General features: G+C 33.4%; 19 protein-coding genes and 2 pseudogenes. 3 read left to right on the top strand and 18 right to left on the bottom strand.

Annotated features, from left to right (window positions below):
* Nucleotides 1-23 precede the first annotated feature (23 nt).
* Nucleotides 24-248 carry a hemolysin XhlA family protein gene (locus C568_RS0100880; protein ID WP_006094839.1) on the bottom strand — a complete coding sequence of 75 codons (225 nt, stop codon included), beginning with the start codon at nt 246-248 and terminating at the stop codon, nt 24-26.
* A gap of 93 nt (nt 249-341) precedes the next feature.
* A pseudogene (locus tag C568_RS36180) lies at nt 342-649 on the bottom strand (hypothetical protein); the annotation flags it as partial.
* On the opposite strand from C568_RS36180, the pseudogene C568_RS36360 reads away from it, so the two are divergent.
* Nucleotides 639-1,334: pseudogene (locus tag C568_RS36360) on the top strand (site-specific integrase); the annotation flags it as partial. The pseudogenes C568_RS36180 and C568_RS36360 sit on opposite strands and share 11 nt — an antisense overlap.
* A 41-nt stretch (nt 1,335-1,375) precedes the next feature.
* On the opposite strand, the gene C568_RS0100865 reads toward C568_RS36360, so the two are convergent.
* From C568_RS0100865 to C568_RS0100840, 6 genes are all read right to left on the bottom strand, one after another.
* Nucleotides 1,376-2,035, bottom strand: coding sequence for a TetR/AcrR family transcriptional regulator (locus tag C568_RS0100865; RefSeq protein WP_006094842.1), 660 nt, complete (start codon nt 2,033-2,035; stop codon nt 1,376-1,378).
* A gap of 25 nt (nt 2,036-2,060) precedes the next feature.
* The gene (locus C568_RS0100860; protein ID WP_018780475.1) at nt 2,061-3,080 is read right to left on the bottom strand and encodes an ABC transporter permease; all 1,020 of its coding nucleotides are present in this window, start codon (nt 3,078-3,080) and stop codon (nt 2,061-2,063) included.
* Nucleotides 3,077-3,802 (bottom strand): ABC transporter ATP-binding protein, encoded by a 726-nt coding sequence (locus C568_RS0100855; protein WP_018780474.1) that lies wholly within the window; start codon nt 3,800-3,802, stop codon nt 3,077-3,079. The genes C568_RS0100860 and C568_RS0100855 overlap by 4 nt, the downstream gene beginning before the upstream one ends.
* 203 nt (nt 3,803-4,005) lie before the next feature.
* Nucleotides 4,006-4,257: a hypothetical protein gene (locus C568_RS0100850; RefSeq protein ID WP_018780473.1), complete on the bottom strand. Its 252-nt coding sequence runs from the start codon at nt 4,255-4,257 to the stop codon at nt 4,006-4,008.
* 305 nt (nt 4,258-4,562) lie between these two features.
* The gene (locus C568_RS0100845) at nt 4,563-5,414 is read right to left on the bottom strand and encodes a metallophosphoesterase (protein WP_018780472.1); all 852 of its coding nucleotides are present in this window, start codon (nt 5,412-5,414) and stop codon (nt 4,563-4,565) included.
* Nucleotides 5,415-5,717: 303 nt separating this feature from the next.
* Nucleotides 5,718-7,184, bottom strand: a complete 1,467-nt coding sequence (locus C568_RS0100840; RefSeq protein WP_018780471.1) for an aminoacyl-histidine dipeptidase — start codon at nt 7,182-7,184, stop codon at nt 5,718-5,720.
* A 341-nt stretch (nt 7,185-7,525) separates the two neighbouring features.
* On the opposite strand from C568_RS0100840, the gene C568_RS0100835 reads away from it, so the two are divergent.
* Nucleotides 7,526-7,867: a GNAT family N-acetyltransferase gene (locus C568_RS0100835; protein WP_018780470.1), complete on the top strand. Its 342-nt coding sequence runs from the start codon at nt 7,526-7,528 to the stop codon at nt 7,865-7,867.
* Nucleotides 7,868-7,881: 14 nt separating this feature from the next.
* On the opposite strand, the gene spoIISB is transcribed toward C568_RS0100835, so the two are convergent.
* The 10 genes from spoIISB to C568_RS0100785 all read right to left on the bottom strand — a co-directional run bounded on the left by spoIISB (nt 7,882) and on the right by C568_RS0100785 (nt 15,489).
* Nucleotides 7,882-8,058, bottom strand: coding sequence for a stage II sporulation protein SB (gene spoIISB / locus C568_RS0100830; RefSeq protein WP_003197743.1), 177 nt, complete (start codon nt 8,056-8,058; stop codon nt 7,882-7,884).
* A 79-nt stretch (nt 8,059-8,137) separates the two neighbouring features.
* Nucleotides 8,138-8,275 carry a hypothetical protein gene (locus tag C568_RS0100825; RefSeq protein ID WP_003197740.1) on the bottom strand — a complete coding sequence of 46 codons (138 nt, stop codon included), beginning with the start codon at nt 8,273-8,275 and terminating at the stop codon, nt 8,138-8,140.
* 113 nt (nt 8,276-8,388) lie between these two features.
* On the bottom strand, nt 8,389-9,129 hold the full coding sequence (locus C568_RS0100820; protein WP_006094848.1) for a type II toxin-antitoxin system SpoIISA family toxin: 741 nt from the start codon (nt 9,127-9,129) through the stop codon (nt 8,389-8,391).
* A 197-nt stretch (nt 9,130-9,326) separates the two neighbouring features.
* The gene (gene gpmA, locus C568_RS0100815; protein ID WP_018780468.1) at nt 9,327-10,061 is read right to left on the bottom strand and encodes a 2,3-diphosphoglycerate-dependent phosphoglycerate mutase; all 735 of its coding nucleotides are present in this window, start codon (nt 10,059-10,061) and stop codon (nt 9,327-9,329) included.
* Between the two features lie 159 nt (nt 10,062-10,220).
* Nucleotides 10,221-10,697 carry a MarR family winged helix-turn-helix transcriptional regulator gene (locus tag C568_RS0100810; protein WP_006094850.1) on the bottom strand — a complete coding sequence of 159 codons (477 nt, stop codon included), beginning with the start codon at nt 10,695-10,697 and terminating at the stop codon, nt 10,221-10,223.
* Between the two features lie 185 nt (nt 10,698-10,882).
* Complete coding sequence (locus C568_RS0100805; protein WP_018780467.1) at nt 10,883-11,293, bottom strand: VOC family protein; 411 nt, start codon at nt 11,291-11,293, stop codon at nt 10,883-10,885.
* A 312-nt stretch (nt 11,294-11,605) separates the two neighbouring features.
* Nucleotides 11,606-12,880 (bottom strand): MFS transporter, encoded by a 1,275-nt coding sequence (locus C568_RS0100800; protein WP_006094852.1) that lies wholly within the window; start codon nt 12,878-12,880, stop codon nt 11,606-11,608.
* Nucleotides 12,881-12,929: 49 nt separating this feature from the next.
* Nucleotides 12,930-13,565, bottom strand: a complete 636-nt coding sequence (locus C568_RS0100795) for a TetR/AcrR family transcriptional regulator (RefSeq protein WP_006094853.1) — start codon at nt 13,563-13,565, stop codon at nt 12,930-12,932.
* A gap of 269 nt (nt 13,566-13,834) precedes the next feature.
* Nucleotides 13,835-15,145, bottom strand: coding sequence for a DEAD/DEAH box helicase (locus C568_RS0100790; protein WP_029426828.1), 1,311 nt, complete (start codon nt 15,143-15,145; stop codon nt 13,835-13,837).
* A gap of 74 nt (nt 15,146-15,219) precedes the next feature.
* Nucleotides 15,220-15,489, bottom strand: a complete 270-nt coding sequence (locus C568_RS0100785; protein WP_018780465.1) for a hypothetical protein — start codon at nt 15,487-15,489, stop codon at nt 15,220-15,222.
* 188 nt (nt 15,490-15,677) lie between these two features.
* On the opposite strand from C568_RS0100785, the gene C568_RS0100780 reads away from it, so the two are divergent.
* Nucleotides 15,678-16,007 (top strand): YkvA family protein, encoded by a 330-nt coding sequence (locus C568_RS0100780; RefSeq protein ID WP_003197720.1) that lies wholly within the window; start codon nt 15,678-15,680, stop codon nt 16,005-16,007.
* The last annotated feature ends 44 nt before the right edge of the window (nt 16,008-16,051 follow it).

The raw sequence follows: 16,051 nt of genomic DNA, 5'->3' as shown, positions 1-16,051 counted from the left end.
CGCAAAAATATATTTCTCTGATATCAAATTGTCCCTTTGATTATTAGGCTTAAAATCCCCATTACAACTGCACCAATAATAATTCGCAAAATCCAAGTTGTATTCATACTAATTTTCTCTAATTGCTTATTAATTGTCGCTATATCTTTTTCATTTATGGTGGTACGTGTTTCTAAATTTCGAATATCCTTCATTATCTCTGTTTGCTCTAACTTTAAGTAGTCTATTTTTCGTTCTAAATCTTCCATATTTTCACTTCTTTATTCCTAATAAATATGAAACATCTAAATATCCTATTCTAACAGTGGACAAAATGTTCTTTATCACATAAAAAAGAGCTCTTACTTATAATTAGGTCCAAAAATTTTAATACCCTCTCGTGCGAGTGCACGCATTTCTTCATCCAAACGATCCAATTCATTACGTTCTACTTCTGAATCCATTTCTGTATCGGATTTCACTTGATAGTATTCTTTACGTAGCTTAGCCATTTCCTTATCTACTTTATTGAACGCCTTCATTTCAGAAGCATTTGGCGCTTCTTCATCATTCTTTTACTATCAGCTTGAATCGCTTGTTGTTCGTCCGTGACGTTATAGTAATCTTCCGTTACTTTTCCGCCACCTTGACCATTTACAAAGAATGCTTTAAATTTAGCTGTTAAGCAACAAATTATTCTTCGGAATCCTGTTAAAAATGCAGAAATACCTAAAAAGGAAAAAAACCACCCGAATTTGGACAGAGGAAGAAGTAAAAAAATTTTTATTGCATTCTCAAGAATCACCTTATCATATTGGATTTGTTCTTACAATAACCACAGGATTTCGTTTAGGAGAGGTTCTAGGTTTACGATGGCAAGATGTTGATTTTGATAATCATACAGTAACTAGTAATCAGACATTAGGTAATGATAATAAATTGAAGTCAAGTGCTAAAACAAACTCATCAAAACGGACTATTCCTATTCCTAATGAAACAGTCGAAGAGTTAAGAAAACATAAAATCAAAATTAACAAGGATAAATTACGACTTGGTTCCGCTTATCGAGATTTAGATTTAATTAATTGCAATGATTTTGGAGAAATAGTAAAAAGGAATACATTTAGAGAAAATTTAGTTAAAGTAATCACAAGAGCTGATGTGAAAAAATTAAATTCCATGATTTAAGACATACTCACGCAACGCTATTATTAAAACAAGGGGTCAACCCTAAAATTATAAGCGAAAGATTAGGTCATACGGATATATCTATGACATTAAGAGTTTACTCTCATGTGTTATCCAACATGCAAGAAGAATCCGTTAAAACTTTCGGGAAAAATATCTTTGGATAGTCAATGTTTGCAAATACGAAAATCAAAACCCACAAACGTTGTTATAGCAACGTTTGTGGTGTTAGTCCATACAATATAAATTGAATCGTATTTTCAATTTCCACTTCATCGTCCCATTTTTCTTCAGGTAATAATAAAAATCGAGTTAAAATTAACCCCATTATAGCTGATAAAGTAAAGCGGATAACTGAAGGGATTGGCATTTCAATAATTTGTCCTTGTTCTTGAAAATGTACAATTAATTTTTCAAAGCGAGAAAAAAGTTCCTTCTCTACTAATTGTTGTATTTCATTTTTTAATTCTGGTTGAAACGGTACTTCTTGTATTAAAATTTTTAACATTGGAAAATGTTTTTTAGCAAATTCAAATCGATTTCGAATTGCTTTTCTTAAAAATTCTTCATACGTTTCATACGTATTCTCCAGTATTTCTTTTGCAAAAGCCTGTACAAAAAATGGAGCAGCAAACTTTGTTAATGTTGGCATGACAACCGCTAATAGTAAATCTTTTTTTGTTTTATAGTAGCGGAAGATTGTTCCCTCCGCTACACCAGCACGCTTTGCAATTTCACTCGTTGAAGTTGACGCATATCCTTTTTCTCCAAACATATCAACCGCTGCTTCTAATATACGCATTTGACGTTCATTACGTTTATCTGTGTCTGTAGCAGCAATTAATTCTTCCAGCCAATCTTTCTTCATTCGTAAAGCCCCTTTTTTATAAACATTATATTTTGCGATGTTTCTTCAAAGCAAATATATTCCCTACTGTAAATACTATCGCAAAAAGAAGTAACACACAAAGGTCTCCCGCAATTTCAGTAAATCCTTGATTACGAATCATCACTTGTTTCATTGCATCAGCACCATATGTTAGCGGAAATACCTTACCTAGCATTTGTAGCCACTTATTCATTGATTCCATTGGAAATAAACCTGAAAAGAAAATTTGCGGTACGATGACCAGTGGGATAAACTGAATCATTTGAAATTCGTTATTGGCGTATGCCGATAAAAAAGTACCTAGTGTTAACGCTGTTAGTGAAAGCATACATGTAATTAGTAATGTAAGCCACGGTGACCCTGCTACATATAAATCAAGAATATAAACAGAGAAACTTACAATGATAACAGACTGTAAAAACGCAAAAATACCAAATCCAATTATATAACCAACAACAATTTCCCAGCGGCGCACTGGAGTAGATAATAATCTTTCCAACGTCCCACTTAAACGTTCTCGTACAAAGGAAACTCCTGATAAAATAAAAACAAAGAAGAATGTAAAAAAGCCAATTAATACCGGTCCAAGTCCATCAAACATCGTGAAATCTGCGGAACCATGTAAAAAATCAATTTCTGGTTTCATACCGGGCATATCATTTTTTTCTGTGGCCTTTTGTAATGTCTGTAGCACTGCACGGTTTTTTGAAGAATCACTACCTTCTAGCAATACATTCGCTTTTCCATGTTCTAAAGTGATAATGGCATCTATTTGTTGATTTTTTAATTTAGAATACGCTTCATCTTTACTATACTCATAGATGGTAGCATCTTGCTTTTTCATTGATTCTACTATAGGTGCTGGAACATCTATTAATGCAATATGAGGAGTGTAATCCTTTTGTGTAAACACAAGCGATAATAACCAAAGGAGTAACATTGGCGCTCCAAACATCATCGCAAGTGACCGTTTATCCCGAAGAAACTGACGAATAATCCGAATAATTACACCACCGACTCTCATGATTCAACCGCTCCTTCCAATAGAAAGACATCTTCAATCCGTCCTGATGAAGTTCGATCTTTTAAATCATTTGGAGTTCCTGTTGCAATTAACTTCCCATCTCTAATTAATCCAAGACGTTCACAAAATTCAGCTTCGTCCATAATATGTGTTGTCACAATAATCGTTGTTCCTTGCCCTTTGAGCTCATAAAATTTTTCCCAAATAGATTTACGAAGAACTGGATCAATTCCAACCGTTGGCTCATCTAAAATTAAAAGCTTTGGTTTATGTAAAAGTGCCATCGCTAGAGATAACCGCTTTTTCATCCCCCCTGAAAAGTGTTGTACTTGTTTTTTAGCATGCTCTGATAATTCAACTAATGTAAAAACTTCTTCAATTCTCTCCTTCTTATGTTTACCTTTCAATCCATACATTGTTGCGATAAAATCTGCATTTTCATAAGCTGATAATTCTTCATACAGCGCATCGGCTTGTGCCATATAACCTATTTGCTTCATGCCGTTTAAGTTTGGCATTTGTACCCCTAATGCTATTACATTCCCTACTGTTGATTCACTAATGCCAGCAATCATTTTAATAAGCGTCGTTTTACCAGACCCGGATGGACCTACTAAACCAAAAATCTCTGTCTCTGCTACAGATAGTGAAATATTGTGCAGTACTTCTTTTTTTCCAAAACACTTTGATACATCTTGTAAAATGACTGAAGGTTGTTGCAATAAGATCTCCTCCTTTTCAAAATGAGTGAGTACTCACTTTTATTTTACTCTTAGATTATTATATGTCAAATTATATTTATGAGTATTATCTTTTCAATCTTTCTAACAACTAGTACATTGTCTATAGAACAATGAAACAGAGTCGACAATAGAATTCATTTCTCACTGTCGACTCTGTTTCATTTTAAATCATTATTTATAGGCTACGTTTCTAAATTTAAATACTTTCTAATTCTAGCAAGATCTAAAGAATACTCAATTACTAACTGCTGGATAGGCAAAATAACTTTTTCGGGATACAAATGTGCATATTTTAATGTTTCTGTATATTTTTCTAACCTTTTTTCTAAATACTTCACAATTTGCTCAGGATGATTCACCAATAAACATTGACTATAATAATAAATTTGTTCTTCAATTGCAGTATATTCCTCAATTTCAAATTCTTTATGCATGTGTACACTCCTTTATAATTAGTTTTTTATATGCACAAGCCATAAGCATTCTAATCTGAATTAAAACTGATTATTTTGATTATTTACACTATAACAAAGAAAGAACGTCAAAATTTGTTAGTTTATGTAGCGTAGAACAAATTTAACAAAATTGTAATGGATACTTGTACTTTTTAGAAAACACCAATCTTTCATCATACATATTTTCTGTTACTTACATTTGTTATCTTATTTTCTATTAAAAGAGTTATAGTGAATGGACCACCGCAACGTCACTCAAAGCTAATAAAAAAAAGTCGTACAAATTAATCCAGTTGTACGACTACAATTTCTGGTCTATTAAAAATCCTTTGAGGAATGATGCTATTCCCTAACCCTCTGCTTACTATCATGGAAGTACCTTGTTCCTTATATGAACCTGCTGTGTATTTGGGTAATATGCCTTGATTAGGTGCAACTAAGCCTCCAATAAAAGGTAGTCTTACTTGTCCTCCATGGGCATGCCCTGTTAAAACTAAATCAATTTGTTGCTCAGCGTATACTTGTAAAAGTTCAGGTCTATGTGAAAGTAGTACTTTATATTCATCCTGATCTACCTCATTTTTCGCTTTAACGATTTCATTTTTCACTGTAGACATCTCTTCATTTTCATCGTTATTTTTCGCGGTAAATGCCGGATCATCTATGCCGAGAAGGCAAATTTCCTGCCCCTCTTTTTGAATACGTTCATGTTCATTTCTCAAAACTGTCACATTATATCTTTTCAACTCTTTTTCTAAACTATCATACCTCCCTGACCATAATTCATGATTTCCTGTAACAAAATAAACGGGATAGTGTTTTACAAGCTCTTTCACTACCTTTAAACTCACCTCTGCATCATACCTCTTACTATCAATTAGATCTCCTGTAATAACGATAATATCAGGGTTCAAGCTTTTTACTTTTTCAATTAAAACTTCTTGGTTTTCTCCAAATTTTTTACTATGTAAATCCGATAACTGTACAATTTTAAATCCCTTGAAATTAGAAGGTATCTTACTAGATGTTATTGATATTTTACTTACACTTATTAAATTATTTTGTAAGTATGAGAATGCACTGACTCCTATTGCTATTGCACTTATAATAAATAACCTTTTATATCTTTTTTTCATATCTTCTCCCTTATAAAAATTCTATTAAATATATTTTTAGCAATTCTTTTTAATCATATCATTAACATTTTATCAAACTATCTATTTCTACAAAATAGATAGTATTTTATTTTTATAATGTTTTATTTTTTCTTTCAATACAGTATGTGAAATTATCTTTTTTTCGCAGTGTTCCTTGCTCCTTAACTAACATTACAGATATCAACTTCATTGTATCTATATAAGAATTTCTTTGTTTTATCTATATCAATGCAGCAAAAAAACTGCCTAAGGGGGACCTTAGGCAGTTTGATTCATTTATATTTATGCTAGTGATTTCGTTTCTCTCATTACTTCAATGAAGTATCCCCAGTTATTTATAACTGATGAAATACTAATATGTTCATCTGGCGTATGAACATTGAAAATATCTGGTCCGAATGAGATGGCATCCAATTCAGGCATTTTTTGAACAAATACACTACATTCAATACCAGCGTGCACTGCAAAGATTTCAGCATCTTTGTTATATTTTTCTTTATGCACTTTTTCAAACAAATCACGAATTGGTGAATTAGGATTGTACGGCCATTCTGGATACTCTGATTCCTTCTCAAATTGCGCCCCAACTAATTCTGCAATATACTTAATTTCATTCGTAATGTGCTGTTTTAAACTGCTTACAGAGCTTCTTACTTCATTTCTTAATTTAATTTCATTATGTAACGTTTCAATAACACCTAAGTTTGTTGAGCTTTCTACAAGTCCTTTAATATCCATGCTCATGCTTTGAATGCCATTTGGAATCAAGAATAAAGAAGAAATAAGTTGTTTCTGTGTTTCTGTTGCAAATACTTTTTCTACTTTTTCTTCTAATTTTGTAAGAGAAACATGTACATCAGGATCTACAGCACGTAGCTCGTCTTGGAAAATACGTGTCCATTCTGCTACTTTCTCTTCTACCTTTTGTACATCATTTACAGATAATAAAATTGTTGCTACGCTTTCACGCGGAATCGCATTTGTTTTTAATCCACCGTGAATTCCACTCATGTTAAATGAAATTTCATTTGATAAATCATGAAGAACGCGTCCTAAAACTTTATTGGCATTTCCTCTTTGTTTATCAATCTCCATACCAGAGTGGCCACCTTTTAAGCCTCCAACATATAAACGGTATACTTCTAGTTCAGCAGGTACTTCTTCCCAAGCAACAGGAATCGTTTCAACTGCCTTCGCTCCACCTGCACTGCTCACTAGTAATTTATGATCTTCTTCAGAGTCGATATTAATAAATATTTTCCCATCAAAGTGCTTCGCATCAACAGCAAAAGCACCACCCATTGTTGTCTCTTCTTCTGTTGTAATCACAACCTCAAGAGCTGGATGTGGAATATCAGTTGAATCTAATAGTGCTAATGCATACGCAACCGCAATACCATTATCAGCACCTAAAGTCGTTTGATTTGCATACAGCATGTCCCCAACGATTCGTAATTGAATTGGATCCTTTTCAAAATCATGAACGGTTGCTTGGTTCTTCTCACAAACCATGTCCATATGGCCTTGAATAATAATTGCAGGAACATTTTCATAACCGTCAGTTGCTGTCTTTTTAATGACTACATTTAATGCTTCATCTTGTACAACATCTAAATTACGATCTTTTGCAAATTCAACTAAATAATCACTAATTTCTTTTTCATTTCCAGATCCTCTTGGAATCTTTGAAATTTCTGCAAAATGATAAAATACAGGGTGCTTTGTTAATTGTTCTAAATTAGAATACATTTTGAAGCTCCTCTCTTAAATAAAACTGATTGGATAAATCTTTGAATTTCAAATTATTCTTTTCTTTACCATTATACCATGCTTCATCATTTTACTTTTTATTAAAGGTGTAGATCTATCACTTCTATTTATCAAAAACTATCCCATATCCATTTCACAGAATATCAGTATAATTTTATACTACATTTAAAAAATTAAGGAAAATGCATATGTATTTTACAGAAAACCTTCCTTGTCCTGAACACATTTTCAATTTACCCCGCATTAACGGGCAGTAAAATCCCCACCTCAAGATTCAAAGAAAAACGAGTAAGATAGGCCTGCCCGTAAAAGCCCGATTGATGCAACTAATAATCAGTGGGGATGACTATTTAAAGCTTTCAAAAGAGCAATTGTATCATACTCTCATTCAAAGTACTTTTGTCATAAGTACTTATGATAACGATCAATTAATTGGAACCAGACGTATTATTTCAGATGGGATAATTAACGCTTATCTATGTGGATTAGTCGTTCATCCCTCCTTTCAAAATCGCGGAATTGGAAAGGAGATCGTTCAAAAATTAATTGTAGAATGCCAAAAACAGAACCTACACTTGCAATTAATTTGTACAGCTGAATACATTCCATTCTATGAAAAGCTAGATTTCGAAGAATTTGCGACAGGAATAAAGAAAAAATAAAAAAGAAAATGCACCTATGCATTTTCTTTCAAGTTTTTTCCCTGTATATATTTTGATGCATCACCATTCACGATCTTTTCTAGTCGATTAATATTTTCCGTTAATGCACCTTTCACAAGAGAGAAATCTGTATTTGAATCTTCTTTTTCTTTCTTAAAAAAAGCAAGTTTTTGCTGTTTCATTTCTTGCATTTTCTCCTCCCCCTTTTGTAAAAAAAGATACAATCTTTGTCTATCTTTATTATATATTAAATATAAAAATGGTGCACTTTTATCCTTTTCTTTTTAATTCTTCTTCTAAATTTTCTACTTGCTGCATTGTATCTCCTTTTATTAAAGAGAAATCTGTTGTATCTTCAGCTTCTTCTTTGAAAAATTCACTACCATATTCTTTTTCCACTACAATCACCTCTACGTGCTAGTGTAGGAATGATTGTCCGATTTTATTCAACTTTGTTCCATCTTCTCGAAATTTGTTCTACATTATGTATAAAGGAAAAGGACAGAATTTAGATTCTGTCCTTACTTACTAAAATAACTATGATGAATTGTTAAGTTATATACATTTTCAAAATCCCGGTCTTGAAGGTTATTCTTTTGACCATCAATAACAATACAAACATCTCTTACTATTTTGGCTGGTATGATACCAACATTTTCAACTTGCACTGCTTTCTGTTCATTTAATTGTTCTATATGTTCCACAGGAACTGTAATACTAAATTGAGAACGGATACCACGAAAATTCGTATTTAATTCACCTTCTGTCACAAATACGACAATCTTCGCCCCAATTTTTTCTGCATACGTATCAAGAAATACATTTAAACTTTGTGCATATTCTGTTTCAGTTTGCCACTCCATCGTACCAAATGCTGCTGGGTTTACATTTTGAATAATTGTTGTGTAGATCTCACCTCGTGCTTTCGAAGCAATTAATGATCGTTTAATAGATTGAACGGTCTTTCCGATATCACTAAATTTTGCACCCCATATTTCAGAAATGTTTGGAGTTAAAATAAATGCAATATCAACAAAAATCACCATTGCAACGAACATTAAAATATTTTTCCAGAGGGTTAAATCAATTCCTTTCATCATGAAATACATTGTGACTGATGTAATAAACACACCATACCATGTTTTTCGAATAAGTTGCTTTTTTTCTTCGTACAATTCTTCATTTTTCCAATAAAAGAAAATAAGAAATAAAAAGACTAATACGAGAAGAAACAAACCAACTCGAATGTTAGAGACCGTCAATCACATCACCCTCCATTCAAAAACTTCTCACGATATCATTACATGCTGATTTCCCTCTCATTATGACAAAAGACATGGACAACCTTCTAAAGTTAGCTGCATTGCATATACATGAGAAGGAAGCCACGTCTTTTATAATGAATCTACATTTTATATGTAGACAAGCATACATTTCAAATTTTCACAAATATTTTTTATCAGGATATATGTTTCGGAATCACACCTTCCGGAACTTCACCATTCATACTTAAATAGTAATGACGAATTGGGCGTAAATTTTCATCTAGTTCATATACGAGTGGTATACTCGTCGGAATATTTAATGATACAACACCATCATCCGATAGATTATCTAAATATTTTACAAGCGAACGAATTGTATTCCCGTGTGATGAGATGATTACCTTTTGACCAGATTGTAACATCGGTGCAATTTCATTATGCCAAAAGTCCAATACTCTTTGTTCTGTATCCTCTAAGCACTCAGTAAGTGGAAATTCACCTTTTTTCAACAACTTATATCTTGGATCATCAGCTTCATACCTTGGATCATCTTCAGTAAGTGCTGGCGGTCTTACATCAGTACTTCTTCTCCATATATGAACTTGCTCATCACCATATTTCTTTGCTGTCTCATCCTTATTTAATCCTTGCAATGCTCCATAATGTCTTTCATTTAACTTCCATGATTTATGTACAGGAACCCATGCAAGGTCCATTTCATGTAGAATAATCCACAACGTTCGAATTGCCCGTTTTAAAACAGATGTATACGCAACATCAAACGTATATCCATTGTTTTTTAAAATTGCACCTGCTTCTCTTGCTTCATTTAATCCATTTTTTGATAAGTCTACATCTGTCCATCCTGTAAATCTGTTTTCAAGATTCCATAAACTTTGTCCGTGACGAATGAGTACAAGCTTTATCATAATAATCCCCTTCCGGAAATGTAAATTTAAATTTTGCAATGCGTACACGTAATAAAGTATCTGGTAATGTTATTTTTTTATCCATAGTTGCCAAAATACATGGATAAAATCGGTTCTTTTTCAAACTCAAAAAACAGATGAATAATTTATTTACTCATTTTAATCAATTGGTTCTTCACGCTTAGATAACCATGCATCAAAACCTAAACGGCTATTTGCTAGTTCAGTCATAACTTGATGCCAATTCTCTTCACATGTTTCACCAAATTTTGAAAAAATACTGCTCATTTGTTCTCTTTGTACATCGCTTAGTTTTCTCTCTAGCTCTGCTCCTTCTGTCGTTAGGACAAGCTGTTTCACACGACGATCGTGTTCTGCTTCCTTGCTTTCAATAAGCCCCTTTTCAAGAAGCTGACGGAGTGGCCCGTGAAGAGCTTGTTTACTTATTTCTAACAGAGATAACAATTCATTTATACTAAGCCCAGGAAAACGAGCAATAAAAAATAAGATTCGATGATGAACTCGCTGTATACCATACTCTTTTATAATTTCATCTGGTTTTTCTGTAAATGTTTTATATGCAAAATAAAACAGTGCAAGTGCTTGATTCATTTGTTCTTCTTTATGTTGTGTCATCTACTTTCCCCCTATATGTAAATTATACCACAATTTATCTCTGAAATATTAAATCAACCCATTTGACTTAATAAGAGGGAATTTCACTTAAAATCACTAGCAGAACTTACAAAGCAAAATTCTAAATGAATAAAAAACGTATTACTCATTAGATTGAGAATACGTTTTTATTTACTAACATAGACCTAGTTTGCAGAAAAGTTTAGCTGCCAAGAAACACCATACTTATCATTAAGCCAACCGAATTTCTTGCTAAATGGATAAACTGCAAGCGGCATTAAAACTTCTCCTTCTTGCGCTAGCTTATTAAAGACTTCATCAATTTCCGCCTCTGTATCACAATTTACATACAGTGACATAGAAGGAGTAAATGTAAATTCATGCTTCACACTACTATCTATACACATGAACTTTTGCCCATTTAATGTGAATGTAGCATGCATTACAGTTCCCTCTTTACCAGGCTCATTTGCACCGTAACGAGAAATATTTATAATTTCTGATTGATCAAATAAAGAAGTATATAAAGTCATAGCCTCCTCTGCATTGCCGTCAAACATTAAAAAAGTAGTAATTTTTTGTCTTGTATTCTTCAATTAGAAACATCTCCTTTTATGTAGATACACTTGAAATCGCTAGTCCTCCAACGAACAGAACGTACATTCCTATAACTGTATTTTCCTCAAAAAATATTGGATTGTCAACTTATAATAGCCTCTAAGTTTTAAGAGAATAACAATATAAAAAGGAGTTTCAAATGAATAATACTGGTAGTAATCACAGAACAATAACATGTGTACCAAATAAATTATAAGTGTCAAACATGAATTTCATTGGAGAAATTTGATTAGAAATATATTAAAATATAGTAGTTGTTTCAATACTTCCATTGGAATAACCAAATCATATCACGCCGTTTCCCCCTCATTTCTCAATATTCCCTTCGTTACAATTGCTATTACTATCATTATGAGGCTTATAAATAATATAGGTAAGTAAACTTTTATACTAAAAATTTCAAACATAAATCCATATATGACCTGACCTATAGGTGCCATACATTGCGCTACCGCTGTAATAATTGCCATGACTTTTCCTAAGTTCTCGTTAGGTGTTTTCTTTTGTACGACTGTAATAACGAAAATGGAGATAATGGTCATTGCCATTGTAATAAGAATTGCACACAAGATAAAGAGGATAAATGACGGATAGTATCCAAATCTAAGAACAAGTGGCATAATGGAGACCGCCATCGGTACAATTAATAGAGCAATCATAAGTATCCACTGATATATTGTTTTCATTTGCATCTTTTTCGCAAAGAAACCGATGGATAAAGCCCCTAAAATTGTAGCAAAATCTATGAGTCCCATCCCGATGCCATACAACGTTTCGCTACTTCGCATCGTTACTCGTAAAATGATGGGACTACCGACAATAAAGAGTGGTGTAAGGATCAAGTTGAGCAAAGCGGCTAATATCATGGATTTCAATATATAAGGCTGTTTGACAACATAGGTAAATCCAACTTTCAGGTCTTTTGCGATTGTTGGCACAATATGCTCATCCTGTTTCCTTTTAACAAACGGAATCTTAATAAAAGTCTCTAATATTGCTGACAAGAAAAAAGTGATACCACTCAGCACGACAAGCATTTTTAACCCTACAAGGCCGTATAGCACTCCGCCCAAAACAGGTGCCGCTACACCCGACAAAGCTTGAACACCATTCACGATACCATTTGCCTGTTCTAGCTTTTTTTCCGTAACGAGCAGCGGAATACTCGCCATAACAACAGGGAAATACATTGCACTAATAATCGCTAGCAAAACCATAACAACACCGATAAGTACCACGGAAGTCTTGCCGACTGATAATAACAAAAGAAAGCAGAAAATAATAACACTACTTAATATGTCATAGATTACCATCAAATTACGCCGGTTAAATCTATCAGCGATAGCCCCGCCAAGAGGTGACAACAACAAAGGGACACTCGATATAGCATACAAAGTAGCATAAATGTCCGCACGCCCCGTTATATCCAGTACATAGAGTGATAAAGCAAAACGTAAAAGGGTGGAACCTAAGATAGATACAATTTGTCCAATCACCATGAGGTTAAAATCTTTAGGGAAAGATTTTATATTGATGGTATTTTGCATCGTATACACACCTTTCATCAAGGGTCTAGACCGACTGCCGGTCTAAAAATTTTATAAAAAAATTATTTTAGGACTGCCTCATCAAAATATCCAAAATGTAATTAAACGTTCCTTTTTTAGCTCCCAAAGTCGTTTCCATTATATTGATAAACGCCTTTGCTCTTTGCATTGCTTCATGCGGCTGCCATTGAAACAATCCTTCATCGAATATGACTTGTGCAGACGCGATCAAGAACTCCATTGTTTCCTGGGGGTAAGCCGTCTCAAAAATTTTTTCTTTGATTCCCTGTTCAATTACCTCTGTTAAAACAGGTGTTAAATGTAAAATAGCTTGCACTAAACTTTTTTGATGCATTTCTGCATTATTTGGCTGGTGAAATTGTTCAATCATTTTTTCTTTATTCCCACCTGCTTTCGGCACTTGCACCATTAAAATTTGAAACAATTTATCCAACACAGTGATATTAGGACTTGAGGCAATCTTTTTTGCGGCCACTACATCTGCATTTACAATCCGAGTAATAATAGCGTCCATTACTTCCTCTTTTGATTTGAAATAATGATAAAATGTTCCTTTCGCAATACCAATTTCTCGTAAAATATCATTTACAGTTGTTTTCATATACCCTTTAGAAACGAACAGTTTTTCTGCTGTATCCAGAATTTCATTTCTACGTTCTTCATATTCTTTTACTGTTCTCACAAAGAAACTCCTTTCATCTAGACCGACTGTCGGTCTAGTATAAATATATGCGTAGCCTGTGAAAAAGTGTCATACAAATTAAAATGAATCAAGTTGTTTTTACCACATGTTTCCTAATGATGTATACAACATCCTAATTAAATTATCCTTCTACTTTAATGAACAAAAAAGAATTCTTTACATCTATTTACCTGCTGTACATAAAAACAAAAAAAGTCGTTCCCTTCTTTAAAAGGAAACGACTTTTCACTATAAACACTTACTCTATATTATCTACCGCGTCTCTGCTGACCTTGCTTTTTGCTATTTTTCTTTTCACTTGGTTTATGAAATGATCGTTGTTTTGTATTCTTTGATCCCCCAGGGTTATCTTTTTGACCGTATTGACCTGTTTTCTTTGGTTTTTTGATTTGCTGTTTTTTCTTTTTTTCACTCGCATCATCGTTTTGTTTAACAGGTAGTTCCAACTCTTGTCTTTGCAACGTTGCGCCAATGCCTTTTTCAATCTCTTTTAAATACATTTCATCTTTCGGTGCAACGAATGTAATTGCAAGGCCTGATCCACCAGCGCGTCCAGTTCGGCCAATTCGGTGTATATAACTCTCTACATCTTCTGGAATGTCATAGTTAAATACATGTGTTACGCCTTCTACATCTAATCCACGAGCTGCTACATCTGTTGCGATTAAATATTGAATTTTCGCATCACGAAAACTCTTCATTACTCGTTCCCGTTTTCCTTGAGATAAATCACCATGAAGCTCATCGCAGTTATAGCCGTACCCTTTTAAATCATCATATAACTTACTCGCTCTACGCTTTGTACGACAAAAAATAACTGCTAAAAACGGCTGATCCCGGTCCATCACATGGCGCAGTGCATCTTGCTTTGTCCGATCTGTCGTTTCAATAATACCTTGCTTAATATTATTCACCGTTACTTCCGCACTTTGAATTTGAATCATCTCAGGTTCTTTCATATAGCGCTTCGCAAGCTTTTTAATATCTTTTGGCATCGTCGCTGAAAATAACATCGTTTGTTTACTCTCAGGTGTTTCTTCTAAAATGTCTTCTATATCATATAAAAAGCCGAAATGAAGCATTTGATCTGCTTCATCTAATACAAGCATAGAAACATTGGATAATACAATCGTTTCGCGGCGTAAATGGTCTAATAAACGTCCTGGTGTTGCCACAACAATGTGCGTATTTCCTTTTAACTTTCTCATTTGCTGCGCAACATCTTGACCACCATATATCGCAAGAACATTGATATTTTCTTGATGAACAAGCATTTTTTCAATTTCAGTTGTGATTTGTAGTGCTAATTCTCTAGTTGGTGCAACAATTAAAGCTTGTACATCACTTGACTCAGGATCAATTTTTTCTAGAATTGGTAAGACGAACGCCAATGTCTTCCCTGTTCCTGTTTTTGCTTGCCCAATTATATCTTTTCCAGCCATAACAACCGGGATTGCTTTCTCTTGAATTGGCGTTGCTTCAGCAATCCCATTTTCACGTAATGTATGATTAAATGTCTCACTAATTCCTAATTCTAAAAAGTTTTTCAAACAGATCACTTCTTTTCCTCATTTTTCACATTAAGCTCTCATTGTACCACTTGTTTCGCTAAATATGAAAAATAAGATAATTCTTATCTCCTTTTTTTATGCTCACTATGAATGATTTGGATTAGTTCTTTCTGTTTCTCTTTTGATTTTGTTAGCAATTTCATATTTGTAGGTAACAAAATCAGCATCTTGATTTTCCGATTATTCCAAATAATCCCTGTATACCTTGTATCTTCATGTACATCTCGAAACCATTCTTGTTCACTTAGCTGCGCAATATGATATTTTAATTTCGCGTCAGTCCTCGGATAGAACAGAATAATATCGGCTATTACATCAAACAAAAGCCACATGTTTTCTCCCCCCAATATTCTTCTTTTTTACTCATATGAGTATGAACAACAAGAAAGAAATGATAAAAAGGGTTATTTTGTCGATTGTTTGTCTATCCTTTTAAAAAATCTATATTTTTAAGCGCATTTACATAATGTTAAATATACTTTTACAAAATTAATGAAAAAACGAAATAAGGAGTGATTATATGGAGAAACAGAAATTATGGAAAAAATTAAATGAAGGTGCAACGAAATTAGGAAAATCCGGTGTGTATGAGAGCATTATTTTATATTACACTTTAAAAAAGAACGGACTGCCTACTAAAGCCAAAATAATTATATTAGCTGCGCTTTCCTATTATGTATGGTCAATCGATTTCATCCCAGATTTAGCAGCTATTATTGGAATCGGCCTGTTAGATGATGTTATCGCAATTGCTTGGGCACATAGATATATCATGGTACATACAAATGCAGAAATTCGAGAAAAAGGAAAAGTAAAGATGGAATCCTTATTTGGAGCAACACATACATAATGCATCAAACAAGAAAGACGGTCTTCATAACCGTCTTTTCTGTA

This window comes from Bacillus sp. 95MFCvi2.1, assembly GCF_000374965.1.
In the GTDB taxonomy this organism is placed as follows: domain Bacteria; phylum Bacillota; class Bacilli; order Bacillales; family Bacillaceae_G; genus Bacillus_A; species Bacillus_A pseudomycoides.
This window is presented reverse-complemented; position numbering and strand designations above follow the sequence as displayed.